This window comes from Kitasatospora sp. NPDC059648 (assembly GCF_042734825.1).
Classification (GTDB): Bacteria; Actinomycetota; Actinomycetes; order Streptomycetales; family Streptomycetaceae; genus Kitasatospora.
In genome coordinates this window covers 1-21445 of the sequence record NZ_JBHWDU010000076.1, presented here as the reverse complement: position 1 = coordinate 21445, position 21445 = coordinate 1, and the positions used below count along the sequence as shown (strand labels likewise).

The 21445-nt window shown below is 70.5% G+C and carries 22 protein-coding genes and 1 pseudogene; 12 read left to right on the top strand and 11 right to left on the bottom strand.

Going from position 1 to position 21445, the window contains the following annotated elements; translation table 11 throughout:
- Nucleotides 1-492: 492 nt before the first annotated feature.
- Together ACFV1W_RS31580 and ACFV1W_RS31575 are read left to right on the top strand one after the other, a co-directional pair.
- The gene (locus ACFV1W_RS31580) at nt 493-843 is read left to right on the top strand and encodes a YncE family protein (protein WP_380420674.1); all 351 of its coding nucleotides are present in this window, start codon (nt 493-495) and stop codon (nt 841-843) included.
- Nucleotides 844-845: 2 nt separating this feature from the next.
- Nucleotides 846-2102 carry an IPT/TIG domain-containing protein gene (locus ACFV1W_RS31575; RefSeq protein ID WP_380420673.1) on the top strand — a complete coding sequence of 419 codons (1257 nt, stop codon included), beginning with the start codon at nt 846-848 and terminating at the stop codon, nt 2100-2102.
- Nucleotides 2103-2484: 382 nt separating this feature from the next.
- Here ACFV1W_RS31575 and ACFV1W_RS31570 read toward each other — a convergent pair whose 3' ends face one another.
- The gene (locus tag ACFV1W_RS31570) at nt 2485-3513 is read right to left on the bottom strand and encodes an aldo/keto reductase (protein WP_380420672.1); all 1029 of its coding nucleotides are present in this window, start codon (nt 3511-3513) and stop codon (nt 2485-2487) included.
- 104 nt (nt 3514-3617) lie between these two features.
- On the opposite strand from ACFV1W_RS31570, the gene ACFV1W_RS31565 reads away from it, so the two are divergent.
- Entirely contained in the window at nt 3618-4559 is a 942-nt protein-coding gene (locus ACFV1W_RS31565) for an AraC family transcriptional regulator (protein ID WP_380420671.1), read from the top strand.
- Between the two features lie 486 nt (nt 4560-5045).
- Here ACFV1W_RS31565 and ACFV1W_RS31560 read toward each other — a convergent pair.
- The 3 genes and pseudogenes from ACFV1W_RS31560 to ACFV1W_RS31550 form a co-directional block, all read right to left on the bottom strand.
- A pseudogene (locus ACFV1W_RS31560) lies at nt 5046-5201 on the bottom strand (IS5/IS1182 family transposase); the annotation flags it as partial.
- 102 nt (nt 5202-5303) lie between these two features.
- Nucleotides 5304-5906, bottom strand: coding sequence for a hypothetical protein (locus ACFV1W_RS31555; RefSeq protein WP_380420670.1), 603 nt, complete (start codon nt 5904-5906; stop codon nt 5304-5306).
- Nucleotides 5900-6202, bottom strand: a complete 303-nt coding sequence (locus ACFV1W_RS31550; protein ID WP_380420690.1) for a hypothetical protein — start codon at nt 6200-6202, stop codon at nt 5900-5902. The genes ACFV1W_RS31555 and ACFV1W_RS31550 overlap by 7 nt, the downstream gene beginning before the upstream one ends.
- On the opposite strand from ACFV1W_RS31550, the gene ACFV1W_RS31545 reads away from it, so the two are divergent.
- The 5 genes from ACFV1W_RS31545 to ACFV1W_RS31525 all read left to right on the top strand — a co-directional run bounded on the left by ACFV1W_RS31545 (nt 6108) and on the right by ACFV1W_RS31525 (nt 11089).
- Nucleotides 6108-6641, top strand: a complete 534-nt coding sequence (locus ACFV1W_RS31545) for a helicase-related protein (protein ID WP_380420688.1) — start codon at nt 6108-6110, stop codon at nt 6639-6641. The two genes, ACFV1W_RS31550 and ACFV1W_RS31545, sit on opposite strands and share 95 nt — an antisense overlap.
- A gap of 234 nt (nt 6642-6875) precedes the next feature.
- Nucleotides 6876-7268 carry an STAS domain-containing protein gene (locus ACFV1W_RS31540; protein ID WP_380420669.1) on the top strand — a complete coding sequence of 131 codons (393 nt, stop codon included), beginning with the start codon at nt 6876-6878 and terminating at the stop codon, nt 7266-7268.
- Nucleotides 7269-8769: 1501 nt separating this feature from the next.
- Nucleotides 8770-9036, top strand: coding sequence for an STAS domain-containing protein (locus ACFV1W_RS31535; RefSeq protein ID WP_380420668.1), 267 nt, complete (start codon nt 8770-8772; stop codon nt 9034-9036).
- 150 nt (nt 9037-9186) lie between these two features.
- On the top strand, nt 9187-9966 hold the full coding sequence (locus tag ACFV1W_RS31530) for a class I SAM-dependent methyltransferase (RefSeq protein WP_380420667.1): 780 nt from the start codon (nt 9187-9189) through the stop codon (nt 9964-9966).
- A 388-nt stretch (nt 9967-10354) separates the two neighbouring features.
- Nucleotides 10355-11089, top strand: a complete 735-nt coding sequence (locus tag ACFV1W_RS31525; protein ID WP_380420666.1) for a helicase associated domain-containing protein — start codon at nt 10355-10357, stop codon at nt 11087-11089.
- 89 nt (nt 11090-11178) lie between these two features.
- Here ACFV1W_RS31525 and ACFV1W_RS31520 read toward each other — a convergent pair whose 3' ends face one another.
- The 4 genes from ACFV1W_RS31520 to ACFV1W_RS31505 all read right to left on the bottom strand — a co-directional run bounded on the left by ACFV1W_RS31520 (nt 11179) and on the right by ACFV1W_RS31505 (nt 14401).
- Nucleotides 11179-11403 carry a hypothetical protein gene (locus ACFV1W_RS31520; protein ID WP_380420665.1) on the bottom strand — a complete coding sequence of 75 codons (225 nt, stop codon included), beginning with the start codon at nt 11401-11403 and terminating at the stop codon, nt 11179-11181.
- A 140-nt stretch (nt 11404-11543) separates the two neighbouring features.
- The gene (locus ACFV1W_RS31515; RefSeq protein ID WP_380420664.1) at nt 11544-12047 is read right to left on the bottom strand and encodes a hypothetical protein; all 504 of its coding nucleotides are present in this window, start codon (nt 12045-12047) and stop codon (nt 11544-11546) included.
- A gap of 647 nt (nt 12048-12694) precedes the next feature.
- The gene (locus tag ACFV1W_RS31510; protein WP_380420663.1) at nt 12695-13390 is read right to left on the bottom strand and encodes a hemerythrin domain-containing protein; all 696 of its coding nucleotides are present in this window, start codon (nt 13388-13390) and stop codon (nt 12695-12697) included.
- Nucleotides 13391-13861: 471 nt separating this feature from the next.
- Entirely contained in the window at nt 13862-14401 is a 540-nt protein-coding gene (locus ACFV1W_RS31505; RefSeq protein ID WP_380420662.1) for a TetR/AcrR family transcriptional regulator, read from the bottom strand.
- A 286-nt stretch (nt 14402-14687) separates the two neighbouring features.
- On the opposite strand from ACFV1W_RS31505, the gene ACFV1W_RS31500 reads away from it, so the two are divergent.
- The 3 genes from ACFV1W_RS31500 (at nt 14688) to ACFV1W_RS31490 (ending at nt 18890) form a co-directional block, all read left to right on the top strand.
- Entirely contained in the window at nt 14688-16094 is a 1407-nt protein-coding gene (locus ACFV1W_RS31500) for a flavin monoamine oxidase family protein (protein WP_380420661.1), read from the top strand.
- Nucleotides 16095-16456: 362 nt separating this feature from the next.
- Entirely contained in the window at nt 16457-18100 is a 1644-nt protein-coding gene (locus ACFV1W_RS31495; protein WP_380420660.1) for a serine/threonine-protein kinase, read from the top strand.
- A 151-nt stretch (nt 18101-18251) separates the two neighbouring features.
- Complete coding sequence (locus ACFV1W_RS31490; protein ID WP_380420659.1) at nt 18252-18890, top strand: amino acid permease; 639 nt, start codon at nt 18252-18254, stop codon at nt 18888-18890.
- Between the two features lie 402 nt (nt 18891-19292).
- On the opposite strand, the gene ACFV1W_RS31485 is transcribed toward ACFV1W_RS31490, so the two are convergent.
- The 3 genes from ACFV1W_RS31485 to ACFV1W_RS31475 are packed head-to-tail and all read right to left on the bottom strand — an operon-like array spanning nt 19293 to nt 20812.
- Entirely contained in the window at nt 19293-19451 is a 159-nt protein-coding gene (locus ACFV1W_RS31485; RefSeq protein ID WP_380420658.1) for a hypothetical protein, read from the bottom strand.
- A gap of 55 nt (nt 19452-19506) precedes the next feature.
- The gene (locus ACFV1W_RS31480; RefSeq protein WP_380420657.1) at nt 19507-19992 is read right to left on the bottom strand and encodes a hypothetical protein; all 486 of its coding nucleotides are present in this window, start codon (nt 19990-19992) and stop codon (nt 19507-19509) included.
- A 43-nt stretch (nt 19993-20035) separates the two neighbouring features.
- On the bottom strand, nt 20036-20812 hold the full coding sequence (locus ACFV1W_RS31475; protein WP_380420656.1) for an alpha/beta fold hydrolase: 777 nt from the start codon (nt 20810-20812) through the stop codon (nt 20036-20038).
- Between the two features lie 57 nt (nt 20813-20869).
- On the opposite strand from ACFV1W_RS31475, the gene ACFV1W_RS31470 reads away from it, so the two are divergent.
- Nucleotides 20870-21343, top strand: coding sequence for a MarR family winged helix-turn-helix transcriptional regulator (locus tag ACFV1W_RS31470; protein ID WP_380420687.1), 474 nt, complete (start codon nt 20870-20872; stop codon nt 21341-21343).
- The last annotated feature ends 102 nt before the right edge of the window (nt 21344-21445 follow it).

The following is a 21445-nucleotide window of genomic DNA, read 5'->3' as shown; positions in this document are numbered from 1 at the left end:
ACGGACCGCACGACCACCGAGTCGCCGCCCGCCCGCCCGCCCGCGGCGCGTGGCGGGCGGCGACGTCCCGGTGCCTGTGCCGACAACCACAGGCCAGGGAACACCGTCTCCCGGGCATCAGGAGAAGGAGAAGAGCCTCATGGCCCCCGTCCTGACCAGCCTCACCCCCTCCCACGGCTCTGATCTCGGCGGCGAGGCGGTCGTGCTGTGCGGCAGCAACCTCACCTACACCGACGCGGTGACCTGCGGCGTCCTGGCCTCGTTCGCGGCGATCTCCGACACCCAGGCCGTCGCGACCAGGGGGCAGAAAATTCGGGGAGGGAGAGAGCGTCATGGTTCCGGTAGTGATCATCGTCAGCAACACCATCCAACGTGCTCCAGCGGGAGGCACTTCGATCCCCGTCCGCTGCACCGATTTCACCAATGCCTCGGCCGCCCGTACGGGCGGCGCCCCGGAGCCGGGGGGTTGTCATGGAGGCGAATGAGCCGCTGGTGACGGATGAGATACCGGTGGGGCACGCCCCCATCGTGGCGGCGATCACCCCGGACGGTCGGCACGTCTACGTGACCAACTTCGGGAGCAGCAGCGTCAGCGTGATCGATACGACCACCCGCAGTGTCATCGCCACGATCGGTGTGACCAGCGGGCCGTGGGGCGTCACGGTCGCCCCGGACGGGCTGCGCGCCTATGTGGCCGGTTTCGGATCCGACACGGTAGCGGTCATCGACACCACCACCCACCGGGTCACCGCCAGCGTCCCAGGGCTGGACAAGCCCCTCGGTCTTACGGTGTCACCCGACGGCTCCCGGCTCTATGTGGCCAGCCAGGGGGGAACCGGGTAGATGTGATCAGCACGGCCACCAACACGCTCGTCACCTCGGTACCGGTGGGCACCGGTCCGCGCAATGTGGCGGCCACACCCGACGGGACGCAGCTCTACGTCACCGAGGAAGGCGCGAACGCGGTCACGGTCATCAACACCGCCACCCTCACCGTCATCGCGACTCTCCCCGGGTTCCTCTTCCCCCGAGCAGTGACGCCCTCACCCGACGGACAACGCGTCTATGTGACGGAGTACGGCGGCAACAGACTGGACGTCATCGACACCGCCACGCACACCGTCGTGCACACGGTCACGGGGCTGTCCATTCCCTTCGGCGTGGCGGTCAGCCACGACGGGCTGCTCGCGTACGTGGCGTGCGACGGCGATGACAGCGTCTCCACCATCGACCTCGTCAGGAACGAGATCGTAGACACGGTGGCGGGCTTCCACGCGCCGTCCTGGCTGGTGGTCACCCCGGACGACCTCGACGTCTACGTGGTCAACAACGGCGACGAGACCGTGCGCGTGCTGCCCCGGCCGCCCGGTGCGTACCCGGACGTGGGGCCCGTGTCGGGTGGGACGGCGGTGAACATCATCGGGGAAGGGCTGGGCGACACCACCGCCGTGCGCTTCGGTTGCCAGCCGGCTGCCTCCTTCACGGTCCTCAACGACCAGGAGATCCTGGCCGTCTCGCCGCGCCTGGTCACCGATGTCGAGATCGAGGCCACCCTCGGGCAGCTCACCACCCGGGCCGTAGGCCGCTTCTACTACCTCCCGGACTCGGTGCTGACCGGGACCAGCCCGACCTCGGGTCCGCTGACCGGGGGCGGCATCCTGACCGTGACCGGCCGGGGCCTGATCACCACCACATCGGTGCGCTTTGGCACCGTCGCTGTCACCCCGTCGTCCGTCCTGGACGACAAGGTCACCGTGACGGTGCCGCCCGCGCAGACAGCCGGCCCCGTGCCGGTCACCGTCGTCACGCGCAGCAACTCCTACGGACACTCCACCTTCACCTACGTGGGGCCGCCCGGCATCACCTCCGTGACCCCCTCCTCAGGTTCGACGGCCGGCGGCGATCCGGTCCTGATCGTCGGCACCGAGCTCGCGTCCACCCAGTCGGTGACGATCGGCGGGGTCGCGGCCGCCTTCGGGATCATCTCCAACACCCGGATCGCCGCCATCACTCCCCCCGCGGCCGCCCCTGGCCCGGCGAACGTCACCGTGACGACGGCGGGCGGCACCACAACCGCGCCCGGAGCCTTCGCGTACACCTGATCGCCTGGGCCAGGCCATGCACTCCGCTCGGGTCGTGAGCCGCATCACCGAGCTGCGCGCCCACCGCGCCCAGCCCCAGCGCGCCAGGCGCAGGCCTCCGAGGAAGCCGAGGCGATATCACGCGGACCGCCGGCTGTCGTCTCAGGGACGATCTGTTCTGTCATGGCTGCGGTCCGCTACGGGGTCAAGCAACTGCGGCTCCCCCCTTCCGTAGTCCGCGCGGGCGCGCATCCCAGGACCTCGAAATGCGCGCCCGCGGCGAACAACAGCACCGCCGGCCGGCGCCCACGAGCGCGGCGGGCAGGAGCCCTTCCGGCGCCGGCAAACGCTGGGGCTGTCGGGGCTGACGCTGTCCGCACCGCGCTGTGCCGAGGCACTGTTGTCACGCCGCTGCACGTTCGACCGGCGGCCGACGCCTCAGTTCCCGCTGGCGGACGGCCGGCGGCTGGTAGGCCATGTCGAGCGTGCCCGTGTCCGTGCCGGGCGGCGCGATGGCGTCGATCCGGTTCAGGACGTCGTCCGAGAGCGTGACCTCGGCGCCCGCGAGCAGATCGTCCAGGTGTGCCATGGTCCGCGGTCCGAGAAGCGCGGATGTGACGCCGGGGTGAGCGAGCACGAAGCCCATCGCCAGATGGGTCAGCGGCATGCCCGCCTCTTCGGCGAGCGGGATGAGCTGTTCGACGACGTCGAGCCGCCGGTCGTCCTTGAGGTGCTGGAAGCCGTACTGCGAGCGGTGCGTCGCGGCCTGCTGGCCCTTCCGGTAGCGTCCGGTCAGCAGCCCGCCGCCGAGCGGCGACCAGACCAGTGTGCCCATGCCGAACTCCTGCGCCACCGGGAGCACCTCGCGCTCGATGCCCCGGTTGAGGATCGAGTACACCGGTTGCTCGGTACGCGGCCGGGCGAGGCCGCGCCGCTCGGCAACCCAGTGGGCGCGGACGAGCTCGGAGGCTGGCATGGCCGAGGTGCCGAAGGCGCGGATCTTGCCGGCTCGCTGCAGGTCGGTGAGAGCCCCGAGCGTCTCCTCGATGTCGGTGTCGGGGTCCGGGCGGTGAATCTGGTAGACGTCGACGTAGTCGGTATCGAGGCGACGCAGCGAGTCCTCCAACGCGCGCACCAGCCAACGCCGGGACGCGCCTTGGTGGTTCGGCTCGTCGCTCATCGGGTTCCGTGCCTTCGTCGCGAGCACGACGTCGGCCCGACGGCCCTTCAGCGCACGGCCGACGATCTCCTCCGACTCGCCGTGCGCGTACATGTCGGCCGTGTCGATGAGGTTGATGCCGGCGTCCAGGGCGCGGTGGATGATGCGGACGCAGTCGTCGTGGTCGGGGTTGCCGAGGGCACCGAACATCATGGCGCCGAGAGCGTAGGGGCTCACCTTGATCCCGGTCTTGCCGAGGCCGCGGTAACGCATGTTCTCTCCTGAGGTCCGTTGGCGGGGTACTGCCACCAGCCTGCCGGGGAACGGCTGGACGATGAATACTTGTGAGTCCCGATTTTTTGAGCGAGAGTACGGACATGACCCCCGACCGACTCTCCGAGGCACTCGATCTCGTCGAGGTCCGCGGTGTCCTCACCGGCGGCATCGCGGCCCGCGGCGGATGGTGGGGCCGCGGACCGCTCTCCGACCCGGTCAAGTTCTTCGCGCTCGTCAGCGGTCGGGCTCGCCTTACCACCGACGGGATCGACGAACCGGTCGACCTCGTGGCGGGTGACGTGGCGATCCTCACCGGCCGCTCCTGGGTCGCGTTCGAGGCCGGCGCCGAACCCCGCCAGGAGGTGCAGCCGGAATCCGACTTCTCCACCGACCGCTTCACGCGCTCCGACCGCGACGCCGACGACATCGTCATCGGCGGCTGCGTCAGTCTGAACGAAGCCGGAAGAACGCTCCTCCTCGAATCACTTCCGCCACTGGCCCACATCAGGTCGGCCGGTGACGGCGACCGGCTCCTCGCCGCCCTGCTGCGTCTCTTCGACGAGGCGACCGCGCAGCGGCTCGGTTCGGCCTTCGCGATCCGGCAGTACGGTCAGCTCTTCCTGCTGGAGCTGTTGCGGTCCTATGTCGACCAGTGCGCGCTACCGTCCGGCTGGCTGCGGCTGCTCGTCGACGAGCGCCTCCGTCCCGCCCTCGACCTGCTGCACGGCCGCCCCGGGCGCCCCTGGGGGCTCGAGGAATTGGCACGGGCCGCCGCGATGTCCCGGACGACCTTCGCCGAGCGGTTCCGGGAGGCGGCCGGTGTGCCACCGCTGACCTACCTGGGACGGTGGCGCATGCTGCTCGCCCAGCGCGCGCTTCGGGACGGTGACGCCCGCGTCGCGGCGCTCGCCGAGGAGTTGGGTTACGGCTCGGAGAGCGCCTTCAGTACGGCGTTCAAACGGGTCGTCGGCGAGTCGCCGCTGCGCTACCGGGCCCGCGTGCGACAGGACGTCACCGGCCGCGTTCGGAGCGAGACGCTATGACGCGTCGGTCCACCTCGGCTTCCTGCGAGGCCTGGCCGATGCGCTCGTCCGCTTGTTGGCTGCGTAGGTGAGCACTGGCCGCCCCGGGCACCATGCCTGAGCCGAGCCTGATGGCCGGGCAACTTTGGTCACACGTACCGGCTCTGACCTGGGAGAACTAGTCACTCTGTTCGATCGCTCCTGACACCTCAGTCCGGGTTCGCGATCTTGTCGCGGACCCGGCAGGGAACGGGCACGGGCATCGCGTGATCATCGGGGGTTGTGTTGACTCTTGAAGATCGTGCGGTGGCTGCACGGCATAGCCCAGAACCGTGGGAAGCCCGTCGGCCCGGCGAGATTGAGTGGTCTGCTGAGCCCGCGCGGCGCTACCGTCCGACGCGTGATCGTTTCGCCAGAGCCTGCAGCTGAGCCGCCGGACCATTTGACCGACCCCCGCGAGCTGGTGCTCGCTTACCTCGACTACTACCGTGCCGCGCTGCTGCGCAAGGCCAGGGCCGCCCGGTCCGGGACCCGTAGTCGCCCAGGGTGGCGGTGGCGCCGTTCGGGAGCGGGCGGCAGCAGCGGAGTCAGTTGCTCCCACAGGTCATCCGGCACAAGATCAACATGCACTCGGACAGCTTGCCTACCAAGATCGTCGAGCACAAGAGTGCAGCTCAACTCATTTTGAAACGATCAGTAAATGCCCAACGAGCGAAAGATCGGCCCGCGCCCCGCCGGGGCGGTCGGGGCGCGGGCCGGTTCGGGTCAGGATTCGGCGCGCTCGAACATGTCGACGACCTTGCCCGAGGCATCGAGCGTCACGCGGAAGTAGTTGTTCTGGCAGGGGTAGGAGCCCTTGTTGTCATGCGGCGTGGCGATGCACTCGTTGATGTGCTTGACGAGCCCGGCGACGTCGACCTCCTTCGGTGCCACCACGACCGAGTTCAGGTGGCCCTTGGCCGTGGGTGCGAAGGACGCGGTCTTGGCGGCGCCGGTCGGCGTGAACTGCACGGCGTTGACGCCGCACTCGTCCTTGACGTCCTGGTAGACCAGGGCGGTGGCCGAGGTGCCCTTGGTCGGGATGACCCATTTCTGGCCAGCCGGCAGCGGCTCGTGGGTGCAGATGCCCTGCGGCCCGTCGTCGGTGCCCGCGGACGGCTTGCCGCTCGGCGCGGGCTTGGCGGCACCCGCAGCGGTACCGGTGGCGGCGACGGTGGGTACGGCGCTGGGGGCGCCGGTCGAGGAGCCGGTGGAGTCGCCCGAGTTGTCCGGCCCGCAGGCGGCGAGGCCGCATGCGGCCGTGGCGATGAGAGCGGTGGAGAGCAGTCTCCTGGTGTTGAGCATCACGATGAATCCCCCGTCTAACACATGATCAGCTTGTGGTGAAGCCGAAAGAATAGCGCCTCGGCCAGCGCCCCCGTCCGCTCGGCCACGGCCAGTGCGGCGGCCGCCGGGCAGACGGTGCCCGCCCCGGGCAAGGGGCGGCTCGCGGCGTCCCAGCCGGTGTCGTTCCGGTTGGCGAGACCAATCCCGGCAACAACGCGCAGATCCTGCCCTCGGCAGCGCGGCATCCTCTGCAACAGCCGGCTGCTCACCGAGGGCATCGACGTCGCCGCAGTCGACGCCGTCTGCTCCGCCGACCCCAAGTCCAGCGTGATCGACATCGTCCAGGCCGTCGGGCGGGCGCTGCGCCAGTCCTACCGGCAGGGCAAAGTGTCCTGGGTCATCATCCCGTCTACCGTGAGCCTTGCCCTGTCGCAGTATGAACGCGAGCCGAACCCCGTCTACGCCAATGACCCCGGCTGCCCACGACGTCCTGACCGCCGCGCCGGGTGCCCTACCGGCTGCGGGCGGTATGAACGTGGTCGGCATGGTGTCCGCGATGCGGGGCAGGACACAGGGACCAACGCCCTGCTCGACGATCCGTGGGAGGCGTGGATGACCGTGTCGATGATGTTGCTGCTGGGTCCGCTCGTGCTGGCGTTGGTCGTGGCCGCGACCGCGCCCTCATCCGCCCACCGGGGCCGACCGCGTAGGGCCACGACGGGGGCCCGGAGGAACGGTCAGCGAGCGCGTCACGCCCGCACCTGCACCCGCAGCTGATCCCGGCACGGCCGGGCCGGGGACGGCAGTGCCGCCAACGGCTGCGCCGGGGGACCCGAAGCGGTCCCCCGGCGCGTGGCCGGTTGGAGCCAGCTTCACCGTAGCCGTAGCCGTAGCCGTAGCCGTAGCCGTGGCCGACGGCCCGGGCAGGGAGCCACGCGCAACACCTTCCCCCCTTTTCGGCCACCGCCGACGCACTGGTGCGGGTCCGCATAGCCCCGTCCTGCAGTGGTCATGCCACGGAAACGGCAGCCGGAGGGGAGCGCTGCGATCGGCGACACCACCGGGTGCACGGTCACGGCCCGGGACAGTCTGGCCGGGCCGGTCCTGGCCTGCGCGGGAGAGCTGGACATGGACCAGGTCCCGGTTTTCAACCACGCCGCGCACCGCGCCCTGGCCGCCCGGCCGGTGCCGCCGATGCTGCTGCTCGACCTGCACGAGGTGACGTTCATCGACTCGGCCGGGCTGAACGCGCTGCTGCGGACCCGAATCCAGGCCGACCGCCAGGGCACCGTCGTCCATCTCGCCCAGCCCTCGCAGCGGGTGGCGCGGTTGCTGGAGATCACCGGAGCCGACCAAGTGTTCCCCCTCGACCCGGACGTGACCCCGCCTCGCTCGGCTCGTTGAATGTAGTCGGGTGCACCGATGGGCGCACCCAGGCCGTCCGTAACCGTGAGTCCGGCATATCCCCCCCCGTGCCGTCTCCGGGCCGGGCGGCCTCGGGCGGCCGGTGTCATGGCAGAAGCCCGGCCGCCTCCACCCCTCCCCCCTATTGCCCGGCCCCGCACCCAAGAAGGACGCCCAACAGGAGCACTGCGGCGGGCTGACGAAGGAATTGGTGGCCGAACTGCATGACCTGCCCGCCGGGCTGCGCACTTCCTGCTCGGCCTGGCCGTTGTCCATCCGGACCCCGAGATCCCCGGAGGACCCCGCCGGCCCGCCCCGCCCCCAAGCCGCTTCGGCTGCCTCGGTCGCTTCAGTCGCTGTTCCGGGCCGCGTCCTGCCGGGGCATGGTGGACCCGCTGGCCGTTGCGCCGGGCCGGGTAGCGGGTGGCGGACCTTACGCCGTGACCCTTCCCGTCCGGCGTCCGCGCCCCCGTACGGTCCATGAGGACCAGGGCAGCGAGCACGGACGGGGCGTGGCGGTGGAGTACGGCGGCATGGCGCCCCGGCTGTCGACGTGCACCCGGTGCGTCGCTTTGGTGGAGAGCGCCCCTCGCAGCCCGGGCGCCTGCCCGCTCTGGCCTTGTGCCGCCAGGCCCCGGCCCGAGGCGGGGCCCGTCTCGAAGCGCTCCTGGACCCCGGCCCCGGCATCGCCCTGCCCCGGGCCCGGCCGCCGGTGGCATCCGGCGAACCCGCCCCGGCCACTCCACCCCGGTTGCGCCGCAGCGCCTGGCCACGTGCACGCCGCCGCAGCGGCGCACGGCCGCTGGCCTGGGCCGTCGCCACCGTCTCCGTGTCCTTGGGCCGTTCTGGTCGTTGAACCAGGCGAGCGTCTCACCAGGACGCCCGGCGGAACGCACTGCTGCCCGGCTCGTACACCCCCACGGCTCCGGGCAGCCCAGGCGAACCCGCGCCCCGGGTCGGCCGGGTATGCGTGCCGGCCGACCCGCTCAGGGCTTGCCCGCCCCCGGAGACCGGCGGGCAAGCCCCACACCACCGCTGCGCCCTGCCACGGTGAAGGCCGGATCTGTCGGATCCCGTGTCGTGCCGGGCATGGGCGTGGTGGGCGGGGGCAAGCTGTCGCCCATGACGAAACAAGGTCCCCGCCGCAGCCGGCGCCTGTCACGCGCCAAGGCCCTGGGTGTGCCGCTGGCAGTCCTCGACGCGCAGCGCCCGCGTGCCGTTCCCGCCCCGCCTCTGCCGGCCGGGCCGGCAACCGGTCGGCCGTCGCCGCCGGACATCCCCTCGCCGGGCCTTCCCGCCCGGGACAGGCACGTCCCCGTCCCGGGCGTGCCCGCGCCGGCTCGTGCCCGGGACGAGTCGTGCTGCCGCGTGTACACCGAACGGTCCGTCAGCCTCGGCGGGACCGTGTTCATGATCCACCGCCATCAGCCCGACTGCCCGCGATGGACCCTTCCCGCCTCGCACTGAGCCACCTCCGGGGTCGACCGCGACAACGAGACCGTTGGCCAGCTCGCCGATGCTGCTGGACCTGCACGAGGTGACCTTCACCGACCCGGCCGGGCTGCACGCTCTGCTGCCGACCCGGATCCAGGCCGACCGCCAGGGCGCGGCCGGCTATCTCCTCCGCCCCTTCGACCAGGTGGCGCGGCTGCTGGACATCACCGGGTGCGACCAGGTGCTTCCCCTCGACATGGACGTACCCCTGCCCCGCCTGGCTCGTTGGAATTGTCGGGTGCACCGCACGGCGAACCCTGGCCGCTCGCCTTAACGACTTCGGGGGAATTTACTTGGGGACGTGCTGGTACTGGGCTGGCGGTTGATCAGTGAGGGCCTGCGCACACAGATGGAGTTTTCCGGTCGGCGACCTGGGGCGCGGTGGCCCGGGCAGAAGTGTTGACAGCGTGGCTAGGTTCGGATCATGAGCGAACGCGGGGCGGACGGCAGCGCAGGGGATGCGGACTACGGCACGATAGGCGGCGGGTACGCCACCTACCGGCAGCCGGACGCAAGGATCGAGCAGGCGATCACCGCCGCCCTGGGTGGGGCGCGCACGGTGGTCAATGTCGGGGCCGGGGCCGGGTCATACGAGTCGGCGACGCTGGAGGTGACGGCGGTTGAGCCGTCGGCTTCGATGCGTGCCCAGCGCCCCGCACACCTGTCGGCCGCCGTCGATGCCGTGGCCGAGAAGCTGCCGTTCGGCGACGACGTGTTCGACGCGGCGATGACCACCTTCAGCGTGCACCAGTGGGGCGACTTCAAGGCAGGGCTGCGCGAGATGCGCCGGGTGGCGCGCGGCCCCGTCGTCGTGCTGACCTGTGACCCTGATCTCGTTCGGGACTTCTGGCTGTACGAGTACGCGCCGGAGGTGTTGGACACGGAGGCGCGCCGTTATCCGGTGATCGCTGATATGGCCGAGGCGCTCGGCGGACACACGACGGTCACCCGGGTGCCGATACCCGTCGACTGCACCGACGGCTTCAACGAGGCGTACTACGGGCGCCCCGAGATGCTGCTCGACCCTGCTGCTCGACAGGCGTGCTCGGCGTGGAGCTTCGTCGACGAGCAGTCGCGCGAACGATTCGCCGCGGATTTGCGGGGCGATCTGGACAGCGGAGCCTGGGACGCCCGGTTCGGTGCCCTGCGGCAACAGCCTTTTTACGAGGGATCGTTGGTTGTGATCCGGTCCGTTCCGGCCTGATACCTGCGGCGCAGCTCTGCTCGCGCCGTGACGTGAGAAGGGCCGTGCGGGTTGGGTGAGTTGTGACGCTTACTGGGCCCGTGCGGCCTGCTCCCATCCTGCCCTGTCCGGGGTCTCTCGCGAGCGCATCTCCGGTCATGCTCAGGCCAGCTCGGGGAGACGGAGCGAGCACTGGGCGTCTACATGGCGCTGGCATGGCTGTGCGGACACCACGACGAGCGGCCCTGAACGGCCCCCACACCCGAACGTCGCGCGAGCCACCATGCTGGTCGTCCGCGCTGCCCCGTCTCGGTCGGGCTTGGCCGGTCTGGGGCGGCTGCGCAGGGCTTGCTTCGGCGCCGGGGAGGCCGCGCGATCTTCGGGCCGCACCGGATGAGGCGCCCACGGCGTGCGAAGCCGCGTCCACCACCACCTCGGCGGCTGGCCGCGTACCCGGCAGGGGGTGGGCTTCGTTGGACATCGGGTGACGAGACCTGTCCCCGCAGTTGTGCCCGCCCCACGACATCCGGACAGCACGTCGGCGGCTGACGTTCCCGCCGAGCGGGGGCAGAGGCCGCCGGCGAGGCGGACCGGGGTGGTGCGGGCGTTCAACCCGCGCGCGGTGGAGTGGCAGCGCATGCACGCCGTCGCGGCGGTCTTCCACCTCCAGCACGGTCACCTCGACCCCGGCGACAAGGCGAAGCACGGCGACCTGATCTCCTGGCTCACCCGCCAGCGTCACCTCAACGGCCAGGGCCTCCTCGACCCGGCCCGCATCAGCGAGCTGGACGCGCTCGGCATGATCTGTTCGAAGAACGCCAACGCCTGGGAACGCGGCTACGCCTACGCCGCCGCCTTCCGCCACCAGCACGGCCACCTCGCCATCCCCGCCACCGCGAAGCTCGACCGACTATGCCGTGGGCGCGTGGACGCGCCGTCAGCGCAGGGCCGACAACCTCACCGCCGACCAGAGCGCGAAGCTGGACGCGCTGGACGAGCTGTGGCGCCTGGAGCCGGACTGGAACCGCTCCCACCGCCGCCTGCTCGCCTACCTCAGCGCCGGCGGAGCCCTCGACGGCCCGGCGAACCGCACCGGCCCCGGCGACGACCTGACGTTCCGGCCCGGAACCTGGCCGAGTGGTAGCGCATCCACCACCACACCGCCGCCACCCACGCCGAGCGCTACGACCCCGACCACGACACTGTTCTGCAGAACGCGCTGCGCCGCGAGCATCACCAGCAGGACGTCGCCGCCTGCGCCCGCGAAGCCGCCCTCCGCGCCTGCCAGACCACCGACGCCGCCCACCGCCGCCTCGCCAGCACGGCCGCCCAGCCGGCACGGCCGCCGAGCCTCTCTACACCGCCCTCGACCGCGCCGGCCTCCACACCCTGACCGACGCCGACCACCAGGCCGTCCGCGACCTCACCCGCACCCTCGACCCCGCCACGCTGCGCCAAGTCATGGGCTGGCTGGAGCGGACCCGCACCGCGGCCCTCGCACTGCGCGGCACCGAGCAGGCCCCGCTCGCCCGGCCCGTCGTGGCGCAACGGGTTCTGACAGGTCGTTCCCTGGTGAAAGGTGACGCCGAAGGCGCCCTCTACTCAGGTTCTTCTTCTGCGGGGATCGTCCAACGCAGCAGGGTGGTGTTGCCGCGCTGCTCCAGAGTGACTGCGTAGACCTGGTTCCAAGCTCGTTCGCCGTGGTGGCGCATGGAGTGGTCGCCGGGATCCCAGCACAGGCCCAGGACCTGGCATCCGTCGATCTCGATCTGTCCGGCGAGCAGGGGGTGAGTCTGGCCGGGCCGGTCGAGGGGGTGAAAGTGGGTGTGCGCGTCCACGGAGACCACCAAGCCGGTTCGGGGCCCGTCCGCCGACCAGCTCTGGAGCTGGCTAGCGAACTCTTGGGCCTCGTGCACGGGGAGGTCGAGGCGCCCGTAGGGGCCCTCGACCTCGTACCGGGGTGTCCGTTCGCCGCCGAAGCGGGCGTGGGCGTCGTCCTGGTCCTTTCCCCAGTAGGTGACGTCGGCGAGCCCGTCGATCGACTCGCCCGGTAGCCCGACGAACGAGTCGAGGGCGCGGGCGTCCCCGAGGCCATGCCGCACCGGTCGATCGGCAGGTCACCGAGTCGGATCGGCTCTCCGTCATGTTTGTCCGGCCAGGGCAGGCCGAGGTCGACCTCCAGGACCGTGACGACCGGTCCGTCGTACGTTTCCCCGGTTTCGGCGGGCACCTTCAGCGGTCGGTCGGCTGCGGCTGGCACCGCGACTGCCTCGCAGGACCAATCCCGGCTCGGGCCGTCTGCGGGCTCGTGCAGATGGCCACCACCGTGCTTCACGGCGGCCAGTGCCCGCACGGACAACGGGTCGCCGAGCTCGGACCAGTGATCGATCCAGCCGGCCATGCCCAGGACCAGCACACCGGACGGCGCGGTGACGACTCCCAGGTCGACGGAGGTCTCACTCGTCCGCTGATTCAACCAAGGCGGACTGTCATTGACAGCGACGGGCACCCATCGCCAACCATCGCTGACGGTCACAGCGGACCGAACACTCAACGGACGGGCGGCCCGCGAACCTCGCTCGCTGAACCTCCCCACTCACTTCAAGGCTCAACGAGCTGGGGAATCGTGAGCGGGGGCGGGGAAATAGCTGAAAACGGCCACCCCGGACTCAGGTTCTGGCCAGACCTGCTCGCCCTGATTCCCCACTCGGGGCGTGGAACGCCGCCCTCCCGCACCTGGGATCGGGTGCTACGCCCCAAGGGCCACGGCGTTGGTTCGGCGGACGCGGGTGGTCGTGCGCTTGTAGAGGCGGATGCCGAGTGTGCGCCACAGGAGGCGGGCGGGAGCGGGCATGTGCGAGAGGAAGAGCTGCCGTTCCTGTGCGGTCGCGTCCTCGAGGATCGCTCCGAGGAAGATCAGGAGCTTGGGCTTGGGGACGCTGCGGCGTCCGCGTTCTCCTATCTCGGACCACTCCCGGGCGGTAATGTGATCGGCCATCAGGGGCAGGAGGTGTTCTTCCTCGTCGTCCATGTGGGCGACAGCGTGCCGGTCGAGTTCGCGCAGGGCGTCGGCGAGCCGGAGGGCGGTGTCGCGCTCGGGGCGGGTGCGCCAGCGGTGCGACAGGTCAGTGGCCGCGGCGAGCGCGCTGGCAATGACCTCGTGCTGGTCGGCCATCCGTGAGACGACGCTGACGCCCGGGGTGGCACGCTCGCGCAGTTTGGGCCACAGCAGGACGTCCTCGCCCTCGTGATGTTCGCCCAGGGCGCCGAGGACCAGGTCGAGGTGATCGGCGAGCACGGCGGTACGCCGCCGGTCACCCGGGACGGCGGCTTCGACCAGGTCGGCCAGGAGCGGTATCTCGCGGCGGAACACGCGGTGCAGGACGACCATCTCCTGCGGGTCCAGACGCTCGTCGGCGGTAAACGGACCGGAGGTGGTGGGCATGGGGGTCCACTTCTGCGAGGGAACGGTGATCATTCCGGGAACCCGCAGCCTAGTGGCCCCTCCTCTGCCGTCGGCAACGAGGTCAAGCCGTTACACGCCGCTGCGGCCCCGACAGAGCGACCCGTAGCCTCGCTTGCTGAACTCCCTGCTTGCTTCAACGAGCAACGAGCTGGGGAGTCGAGAGCAGGGCCGGGCAAATACATTCGGGGATTCTCATCAACCGCACCTCCGCACACACAAGGCGGTGGGACAAAGGGGGCCGACCTCGCCAACACCCGTAACAGCCCGCCTGGCCAGCCGCGTCCAGCAGCGGAAACGGCTCTCGCAAGCGTTGGGAGAGCAGGCCTGGCGCGCGAATCCGGCCTCGGGGTACAGCTGACACCGGCGACCTCCGTAGTGGAGGAATGTCGGGCGACTCGGTGCCGCGCGCGGCCAGCCGGGACTGGGCCATCCACCGCGGGGCCTGGCGATTCAGGCAGCCGCGCCACGCAGCAGGATCGTGGCGATGAAGTCGGGAGCCTGGCGTTGGCCCATGTGCCCTTCGAGAGTAAGTTCCCAGGCGGTCTCGGCCAGGCCGCAGAACGTCGAGGCCAGCCAGGTGGCGGGCATGTCCTTACGCAGTAGTCCGGCGTCCTGGCCGCGTTGGATGAGCTCGACGGTCCGGGTGAAGATCGTCTCTGCGCGTGCGCTGGCCTCGGGGATGCCCAGGACGTCGGGTTCGACGTAGACGAGGTTCCACAGCTGGGCGAACGGCGGGTAGTCGGCGACGAGTGCGGTCAGGACGTGTTCCATGGCGGCCGTGTCGGCCTCGGCCCGCGTCAGGACCCGGTCGCAGTCGTCGAGGATCTTCTGGGCCATCGCCTGTACCAGGTGCTGGCGGGTGGGGAAGAGGCGGACCAGGGTCGCCCGGCTGATGCCCGAGCGTGTGGCGATGGACTGCATCGAGGCCGCCCGGTCCTTGGCAAGGATCGGGATCGCCGACTCCAGCACTTCTGTCGCGTCGGTACGCATGATCGCGCCCAAACCCCCAATGCCTCTATTGACACATCGATGTATCTAGGTAGTCTGCTCTGTATCAGTCTCATTGTACGTAAGGGCCGGGATCGCTCTGATCCGCGGCTCCGCATCGCGTGTGCCCCCGGAAGCGGCATCGCCGTGCACGAGGCGGTCCCCGACCGGACGGGGTGCCCTGGAGTCCAAGCGGCTTCTTCCACCACGGGCGGTGCGGCGAGCGCAACGAAGCGTTCATCCGCATCCTCGGATCAGCCCGTGTCAGATCGAAGATCGGTTACCAGCCATGACGATGCATCGCCGACGCTTCCTGCGGAGCGTGGGTCTGGGCCTGCCCAGTCTCGCCCTTCTCGCCTCCCTGTCCGCCTGCGACGACAGCGGGGACAACGGAGGCGAGAACGGCTCGCCCAGCCTGTCCGGGCGCCAGAAGGTGATCGTCGTGGGAGCTGGGATCAGTGGCCTGGGCGCCGCCCGCTACCTGGCCGACAAGGGCCACGATGTGTCGGTGCTCGAAGCGCGCGACCGGGTCGGTGGCCGCATCTGGACCAGCCAGCAGTGGGCGGACACGCCGCTCGATCTGGGCGCTTCGTGGATCCACGGCATCGACAAGAACCCGATCGCCGCGCTGGCCGCGAAGGCGAACGCGAAGACGGTCGTGACGGACCTGGAAAGCACCACCGACTACTCCGCCGACGGCGGCAAGTTGAGTGACGCGCAGGCCAAGGCGCTGGAGAGCTGGCGGAAGAAGGCCGCCGACGCGCTGACCTCGTTCCAGGACGAGGGGGGCAATGACGCGTCGGTGCGCAGCGTGGTGGAGGCCGCGGTCGGCTGGTCCTCGTTGTCGGACCAGGACAGGGCGCTGCTCAACTGGGACCTGAACGATTACGAGCACGAGTACTCCGGCAGCGTGGAGCAGATGTCGGGTCTGCACTTCGACGAGGACAACAAGGTCAAGGGCAAGGACGTGTTGTTCCCGCAGGGGTACCACCAGATCACCGACCTGCTCGCGGCCGGGCTGTCCGTTCGGACCGGGCAGGTGGTCAAGAGCATCGACTGGAACTCCGGTGGTGTCATGGTCACCACTGACAAGGGTGTGTTCCAGGCCGACCGGGTGCTGGTGACCCTGCCGCTGGGCGTGCTCCAGGCCGGCGCGGTGAAGTTCGGGCCGGGCCTGCCCGACGACAAGCTCACCGCCGTCAGCAAGCTCGGTGTGGGAGTGCTCAACAAGTGCTACCTGCGCTTCCCCACCGTGTTCTGGGCGGACACCGACTGGCTGGGCTACGTGCCGCGTGTCGACAGGTACGGCCAGTGGACGCAGTGGATCAACGTCACCCGCCCCACCGGCAAGCCGGTCCTGCTCGGTTTCAATGCCGCCGACTTCGGCCGCACCATCGAGGGCTGGAGCGACGGCCAGGTCGTGGACAGCGCGATGGCCACGCTCAGGACCATGTACGGCAGCGGCATCCCCGCGCCGCTCGACTATCAGGTCACCCGCTGGGCGTCCGACCCGTACGCGCTGGGCTCGTACTCGTTCAACAAGCTCGGCTCCACGCCGGCCATGCGCGACCAGCTCGCGGCCGCCGTCGACGGTCGTGTGCACTTCGCCGGCGAGGCCACGGACAAGGGCGACTTCGCCACCGTCCACGGCGCCTACCTGTCGGGAATCCGCGCGGCCAAGGAGATCGCCGGCTGAACCCGCCGTCCCCACGACGGAAACTTGGGGTGTTCCCGCCGTGCGCGGACGACGGAGACAACCCGGGATTTCGTCCACCAGGACCCCGCCGGGCAACCACCCCGCCCGCGGGACGGCGGCCCCCGTCGGTGCTTACCCCCGAACGCACCGGCGGGGGCGTGCTCGGACCCGAACACCGCAGCTCGCCTGCCCCTGGGGCCAGCCGCGCCTACGCGATCGGTCGAACGGGCCGGGCGCTGACAGCAACCGCGGCCGGATATGATCCGCTGCGATTCCGGACGCTGGCATAGACCCGGGGCGCCACCGCCGCCGCACCCGTTCCACCCGCGCCCCGTACCCCGCACGACCCGCTGGGAGCCAGCATGACCGCACAGCCCTACGGCGCCCAGCCGTTCTCCGCCTACGAGGCGCTGTCCCCCGAGGACCCCCGCGAGGTCGGCGGCTACCGCCTGTGCGCGCGGCTCGGCGCGGGCGGGATGGGCCGCGTCTACCTGGCCCACACCCCCGGCGGGCGCCCGGTCGCGCTCAAGGTGGTCCGGCCCGAACTCGCCGAAGACCCCGAGTTCCGGCACCGTTTCGCCCAGGAAGTCGCCAGCGCCCGGCGCATCCACGGCCTCTACACCGCCCAGGTCGTCGACGCGGGCACCGACGCCGCCGTCCCCTGGCTCGCCACCACCTTCGTGCCCGGTCCCTCCCTCCACCAAGTCGTCCGCCGTCACGGCCCGCTGCCCGAACGCACCGTCCTGCTCCTGCTCGCGGGCATCGCCGAGGCCCTGCAGGCGATCCACGCCGCAGGAGTCGTCCACCGCGACCTCAAGCCCGGCAACGTCCTCGTCGCCGCCGACGGCCCCCGTGTCATCGACTTCGGCATCGCCCGCGCCGCCGACGCCAGCCCGCTCACCGGCACCGGCCTGCGGATCGGCTCGCCCGGCTTCATGGCCCCCGAACAGGCCCTCGGTCTGGCCGCCACCCCGGCCACCGACGTCTTCGCGCTCGGTGCCCTGAGCGCCTTCATCGCCTCCGGCAGGACCCCTTTCGGTGACGGGCCCGAACAGGTCTCGCTCTACCGGGCGGTCCACGAGGAGCCCGACCTGTCCGCTCTTCCGCACGGGCTGCACGACCTCGTCCGGCACTGCCTGGCCAAGAACCCCGAGGACCGGCCGTGCACCGCCTGGCTGATCGAGGCCGCCCGCCGCCATTTCGCCACCGGCGGCGAACTGCGCTTCACCGACGGCTGGCTGCCCCCGCAGGTCAGCAGTGAAGTGAACCGTCACACCACCCTTCCGGCCACGCTGGCACCGCCCGCCACCGTCCTCGACCCGGCAGGCGCTGCGGCCACACACGTCCTGCCCGCCCCGGTACCCACCCGCCGAGCGGCGGAGCCGGCCGGCCCGGAACCTGCCCGTGCCAGCCGCCGCCGGCGCGAGGGCACCGCGCGCCGGGGCACCCGCACGGGGCTCCTGACGGCCACGGCTCTGCTCGTCGGCGCCGCGGCGGCGTTCTTCCTGCTCGACTACTTCGAGTACTTCGACGACTCCGCCGAACAGCCCGCCGCTGCCACCGCCGACCTCCCGCCGGCCACCGCGCCCGCCCCCGCCCCTTCCTCCGTGTCCCCGCAGCAGACCGCCGCCTCCGGCTACACCGCCGCCTACACCAACCTCGAACTCACCTCTCCCGACCGCGACCACGAGTTCGACCTCAGAGCCGGAAAGGTCACCCAGGACACCTCCAGCTGGTATCTGGCCCGCCAGGCGGGCGCCTTCTACATCGCCGAAGACAACGACGCCTACATCGCCCCGACCGGCCCCCTCACGCTCCCCGACTGCCTCACGGGCATCGACACCAAGCCCACCTCCGCCCTTCCCTTCACCACCCTGCGTGCCGACCGCAGCTTCTGCGTCCGCTCCCACGGCGGCCAGGACATCGCCATCATCCGCACGCTCGCCACCGCCTCGGACGACGGCCCAGTCAAGGTCTCCATCACCGCCTACCGCCGTACCGCTTGACCACCCGAGCCCGGACGCATCCGGCGCTGACCGATCAACCGACCCGTCGGCCTCGGCGACATCGTTCCGGATCCATCGCCCAGCCCCCGAGCACGGCCAGCGATCTTGGATCGCTGGCCGTGACACGTACAGACAAGACAACCCCACCCATGTGCCGGCCCGGCAGCGACGCAGAGACGGCCGTCCCACCTCTCGCACGTCGTCCGCCAGAACAGGTAAGGGCCTCTTCTCCACTTCCGGCCCCGGGATGGCCCTGCTGCTGCTCTTGGTGGCACCCCTCATCTACAGCGTTCCCCATGTTCTCGTTTGTGCGGAACTCGGCACGGCAATCCCTGTCGACGGCGGCTCCTACCACTGGGTCCGGCGTGGGCTGGGCAACTTCTGGGGCTTCCAGCAGGGCATGCTCAGCTGGCTGTGCAGCTTCGTGGACATGGCCGTCTACCCGAACCTGTCCACCACCTGCCTACAGTCCATGGCCCATTGGGCCGCACCGGGCAAGCACGTGCTGTTCACCGCAGGCCACTTCCAGTTCGACCTGGGGGGCTCCCCCCGAGGTGTTGAACGGATCGGCCTGTGGGGCGACGACGCCGCTTCGACCAACGACGACCAGGACCAGGCCGACGGTTCCGCCTCGCGGGGCGGAACCCCGGCCGCCGACGAGGACCAGGAGCAGCTTGTCCCGCCTAAGCGGGAGCTGGTGGCCGCGTTGGTCTCCATCCCGGATGATCCGTGGGGGGAGGTGCGGGTGCTCCACGCGAAGCTCTACCAGGGCAAGGACCGCAGGGTGTGACCCTGGGCGGGCTTGGCCGGAGAGCGGGCATGAGCCGCTCGGCTGTCCGGCGGCGAAGGCGCCATCGCCGCTCTGCGCCACGTTCGATCCCGGCCGTCGTGCGCCCTCCACCTCGCCCACGCCCTCCTGGAGCAGTCGCACGCTGACCCGCTCCTCCTGGAAGCCGTCGAGGGCCTGGCCGCCGTGATCCCCAGTACCTCCCGGCATCCCGGCCGCCGGCACCGGCGCCGCCGCCCGCCCGGCTGCGGAGGACGGCCAGTCGCCGCCCGCCGCAGCCGTGTCACGTCACCTGGCGATGCGGCCGAAGATAGTGCTTCCCGGGGCGTCCGGGTCCGGGGCGTCGCAGGGGGCCCAACGCCTACCCGGGGCCGGCCGAGCCGGTTTGGGCGGTGAACGTGCGGCTCAGTCGCGCTCGGGTGCGCCTGGATCGTCGGTGGGGTGGGGGATGTCCAGGTAGGCGGCCTCTCTGGGAACGGGCGGTGGCACGGCCCTCGCCGGCAGCGTCGCCCAGTGCTCGTCGACCCACGCGGCGTGGGAGGCCTGCCGCTCGGCCTCCGCCACCCGGGCTGACTCGGCCTGCTGCTCCTCGCTCAGGCCCTGCCGCGCGGCCTCCAGGTCACCGCTCCACGACGGCAGCGCGGCCAGGTAGGCGCGCCGCTCGACCTGCGCGGCCGTCAGCCGTTGCCGGCGCCGCGATCTCCCGAACGCCGAAGGTGAGCACCGCGCAGGTGAACGCGATCAGCGGGGCACTCCAGCCCCACGAGGCGAGTGCGATCATCGGTAGGACGGCCACCACGTGGACCGTGGAGACAGCGAACGCCGCCCGTGCCCAACCCGCGCCGTGCCCTGGACGGCGCCCGGCCACCCGGTGGCGCCACCAGAGCGAGGCGGCCACCGCCGCGACGGTGGCCATCACGCCAGCGCCCAGCCGGGCCAGCGCGGCATCGGTCGCGCCGTCAGGGTCGAACGCCGGATCGGGTGAGTGCACGCTCAGCGCGATCACGCTCCAGCCGACGGCTGCGGCACCCAGCAGGAGAACCAGAACTTCCGCCCCCCGAGGTCTGGCCCAAGTCGTCGTAGGACGTGTGATGTTCGATTCCATGCCTCATCGTAGCCACCGCCCGCCCAGGGGTGGGCCCTTGTGGTCACAAGGTGCGTAGGAAGTCTTCGAGCGCCTTGTTGAAGGCTTCCGGACGTTCCATGTTGGGGTAGTGGGCTGTCCCGTCGATCGAGATCGCGTTGCCGCTGGCGACGGTGCGGGTGAGGCGTTCGGCCATGCCGATGTGATCGGGTGAGTCGATGGCGCCGTTGATGGCGAGTACAGGCACGTCGATAGTGGCGAGACGGTTCCACGTGTCGCGGACCGGGATGCGCAGGTCGGGTTCGTCGGCGGTGTGCTTGACCAGGGTGCTGCGGGTCATCTCGCGCAGGCGGCCGACGACCTGAGGGGCGAGCTCGTCGAGGGTGCGGTCCGGACCTGTGGCGAAGAGCGTGAACGCCTCGACGGCGGCGTCCAGGTCACCGGCTGTCATCGCCGTTTGCCAGGCGGTCCAGGTTCGGGTGGTCCAGGGGTCTGTGAAGATCGGCTCACTGGTTCCGGCGCCGCTGACGACAACGGCGCTGACCAGTTCCGGATGCTCCAGCGCGGTGTCGACCGCGATGCTTCCTCCCATGGAGACGCCTACCAGGACTGCGGGGCCGATGCCCAAGTGTCGTAGCAGCGCGGCGAGGTCGTCGGTGTGCCGAAACGGTCCGGTGGCGTTTGCGGATCGGCCGTGACCGCGGGCGTCGGGTGCGATGACGCGGTGCCGCGCGGCGAGGGCGGGTATCTGGTCGTCCCACATGCGGTGGTCCAGGAAGCCGCCGTGCAGCAGGACGAGGGGTTGGCCGTTGCCGGTGTCGAGCCAGAACAGATCATTCATGACAACCAAGGTGTCATTCTCGGAGGAGAATGGCAACCGAGGTGTCATCATGGCGATGTGAATGAACCAGATCCCAGCCAGGTGTCCGAAGAGCTGACGGACCGGCTCACCGAGGTGTTCGACCTGGTGGGGCCGTTGTACCGGCGCACCCACCGCAAGGTGGAACAGGACATGTCCGCCGAAGGGCTGTCGGTGGGTGTGCGGGCCGTCCTCAACCTGCTCCGCGAGCACGGACCCATGACTGTTCCTCAGATGAGTCGCGCGCAGGCTCTCAGTCGCCAGTTCGTCCAGCGCATGGTCAACGACGCGACCACAAGAGGCCTTGCCGAGACCGCCCCCAACCCGGCCCACCAGAAGTCATCCCTCGTCCGACTTACCGAACACGGCCAGACCGCCATCACCGCCGTACTCAACCGCGAAAGAGCGGTGCTGCGCCAGGCCGGCGGTGACCTCACCGAGACCGACATCGACGCCTGCCTCCGAGTCCTCTCCCGCCTCCTCGAAGCCATGGGCAACGCCGCCATCGACTGAACCGGACCCTAGTAGGGCTTGGTCAGGTTCGTCGGGGTTGGGCGTGTCCAACGGCGGGTTGTGTCGTTGAGGGTGTGTGACACCTGGGGAGATGACTGAGGT

Bases quoted from the DNA above. Each gene is read 5' to 3' on its own strand.
- ACFV1W_RS31510 (WP_380420663.1), bottom strand. From the start codon at position 13,390: ATGCCCACCACCTCCGGTCCGTTTACCGCCGACGAGCGTCTGGACCCG.
- ACFV1W_RS31565 (WP_380420671.1), top strand. From the start codon at position 3,618: ATGACCCCCGACCGACTCTCCGAGGCACTCGATCTCGTCGAGGTCCGC.
- ACFV1W_RS31550 (WP_380420690.1), bottom strand. From the start codon at position 6,202: ATGTCGATCACGCTGGACTTGGGGTCGGCGGAGCAGACGGCGTCGACT.
- ACFV1W_RS31475 (WP_380420656.1), bottom strand. From the start codon at position 20,812: ATGAATGATCTGTTCTGGCTCGACACCGGCAACGGCCAACCCCTCGTC.
- ACFV1W_RS31500 (WP_380420661.1), top strand. From the start codon at position 14,688: ATGACGATGCATCGCCGACGCTTCCTGCGGAGCGTGGGTCTGGGCCTG.
- ACFV1W_RS31530 (WP_380420667.1), top strand. From the start codon at position 9,187: ATGAGCGAACGCGGGGCGGACGGCAGCGCAGGGGATGCGGACTACGGC.
- ACFV1W_RS31495 (WP_380420660.1), top strand. From the start codon at position 16,457: ATGACCGCACAGCCCTACGGCGCCCAGCCGTTCTCCGCCTACGAGGCG.
- ACFV1W_RS31570 (WP_380420672.1), bottom strand. From the start codon at position 3,513: ATGCGTTACCGCGGCCTCGGCAAGACCGGGATCAAGGTGAGCCCCTAC.
- ACFV1W_RS31480 (WP_380420657.1), bottom strand. From the start codon at position 19,992: ATGGAATCGAACATCACACGTCCTACGACGACTTGGGCCAGACCTCGG.
- ACFV1W_RS31540 (WP_380420669.1), top strand. From the start codon at position 6,876: ATGCCACGGAAACGGCAGCCGGAGGGGAGCGCTGCGATCGGCGACACC.
- ACFV1W_RS31505 (WP_380420662.1), bottom strand. From the start codon at position 14,401: ATGCGTACCGACGCGACAGAAGTGCTGGAGTCGGCGATCCCGATCCTT.